We start from the raw sequence: 2,345 nt of genomic DNA, 5'->3' as shown, positions 1-2,345 counted from the left end.
GACGAAGGAGCGAGGAGGAATCCCCCGGGAGAACACCTCTGACCGCAGGAGATTCCTGCCCGTCCGGCAGGCGGGTCTCGTTGCTTCGCTTCCCTCGAAATAACAATATAACTTTAAATTTTTAAGCCATGAAAAAGTTCTTTTTCCTTTTCTCTTTTGCCTTTTGCCTTTACTCTTTCGCTTTTGCCCAGCAAGGAATAATCGAATTACCTGCCACAGGCCAGGTCACCAGCTATTATCCCGGCGATGATGGCGACTTGCAAGTGGGTGTAGCTATTCCTGCAAATCGGTTTACTGAGAATGGTGATGGGACAATTACTGATGTATTTACTGGCCTTGTGTGGGCAAAAGATGGCAACCTCATTGCCACAAGAAATCCCTCCTTTGACCAGGACAGGACTGTCGGGGATGGTGATATTGACTGGAAGACAGCTTTGAGTTATATTGAGCTGCTTAACGAGGAGAATTACCTGGGGTTTACCGACTGGCGAATGCCCAATATGGTAGAACTGCGGTCGCTTGTGAATCTTGAAGTACCAAATATCGCCCTCCCACCGGATAATCCATTCATCAACCTGCAAGACCTGTATTGGAGTTCAACCACTTCCGAAAAACTACGAAGCCTTGCAATATGCGTTCTGCTTCAGGAACATTATGCACATTCCAATATCATTAACCCGGCAGGAGAAACCGAGGAATTTGCAAAGGATCCGGATATTACCGGGGCCAATTACTGGAAATATTACCTGTTGCCGGTAAGAGGAAATGAAGATGATGGATTAATTCAAAACCCAGTTACAGGTCAACGATATACTTTTTATACCGGTGATGATGGAGATTTAAATGAAGGCATAAACTGGCCCACACCCAGGCTGGTGGACAACAACAACGGAACAATTACTGACCGGCTAACCGGGTTGATGTGGACGCAGGATGCCAACCTGATGCTCACCCGAAACCCCGAATTTGATACAAATCAGTGGGTTGATGGTGCAATCAACTGGCAGCACGCCCTGGATTATGTGGCGTTGTTAAATTCAGAAAATTACCTTGGCCACAATGATTGGCGCATGCCCAACCGAAATGAGATGACCAGCCTTGTAGATATAAGCCGAAGTAACCCGGCAATGCCCGAAAGGTATCCGTTTATAAATGTTACCGGTTTCAATTATGACCAGGCTTACTGGACCTCCACTACCCGGGCAGACGAAACAGACCAGGCCTGGATGGTTTGGTTCACCGATGGAATGATGGGTGGTGGAAACAGGCTGCAATACTTAAAAACAGCAAGTTGGCATGTATGGCCTGTTCGTACTGACAACAATCCTCTTCCAACATCGTCGATAAACGGGACAATAACCCTTGATGGAAACCCTTACCCAAGAGCCGAAATAGAACTGAGTGGCCCCATTAGTGGCTTCACACGCACGAATCTGAACGGAGAATTTGAATTTAACCATTTACCAAATGGCGAATATACGGTCACTCCTACCCATAAATACGCTCGTTTTGAACCACTTTCGTGCAGTGTCAATTTAAATAACAACACGGCAACATGCAATTTTGATGCAAGTTACACAAGGGCTTATGGTTGGGTAGATATCAGCGAAAAACTATTCCCGGTAGGTGGTGCTGCCGGAGGTTGCCTCTCGGATATTTGGTTTATTGGAAATGAAGGATGGATAACCAACAGTTGTTTTTACAAAGAAATTTACCATACAACTGACGGTGGTGAATCATGGGATGTACAGTCGACCCTTGGAGAAACCCATGCAATTTACATGTTGTCCTCTGAAATTGGCTATGCCGGTGGAGAAAGCGGAATACTTTGCAAAACCATCGATGGGGGCCAGAACTGGAACTTCTTTGGTATATCCCCTGGCCAGATAAGAAGTATAGGATTCTCCCCTGATGGTTCTATGGGGTGGTGCGGCTGCGCGGAAGGCTGGATCGCTGAGATCACGGAAACAGGGCTGGCACCGCAAAATACCGGCACTTACAGCAACTGGGATGCCATCTCGTTTGGGTCCAATGATTATGGTTGGGCAACAGCCTGCTTCGGACGGAAATTGATCTATGATGAGGGGACCTGGACCTTTTACGGCGGGGCACAATATTTCCCCTGTTTTGGTGATGTGCAGTTTAACTCCCCCGACCAGGCGTGGTTAAGCTATGGTGGTGAAATACTCCGCCTTAGGGATGGTATATTTGGACATTTTTATGAAGATACTGCACAAAGTATACAGGGCGTTTTCACGCTCGGCCTCGACACTGTCTGGGCAGTGACAACAGGCGGAGATATCCTGGTTACTTCACAGGGAAATGCAGATACTGTGCATTTCAGT

At 47.0% G+C, this 2,345-nt stretch carries 1 protein-coding gene; it reads left to right on the top strand.

Features of this window, described 5'->3' with window-relative positions:
• Positions 1-128: 128 nt before the first annotated feature.
• On the top strand, positions 129-2,345 hold a 2,217-nt coding region (locus V2I46_06815), incomplete at its 3' end, for a DUF1566 domain-containing protein (protein MEE4177206.1).

The sequence above is a fragment of the Bacteroides sp. genome (assembly GCA_036351255.1).
Classification (GTDB): Bacteria; Bacteroidota; Bacteroidia; order Bacteroidales; family UBA7960; genus UBA7960.
The sequence above is the reverse complement of the archived record's forward strand: the minus strand, read 5'-3'. Positions and strand labels throughout refer to the sequence as shown.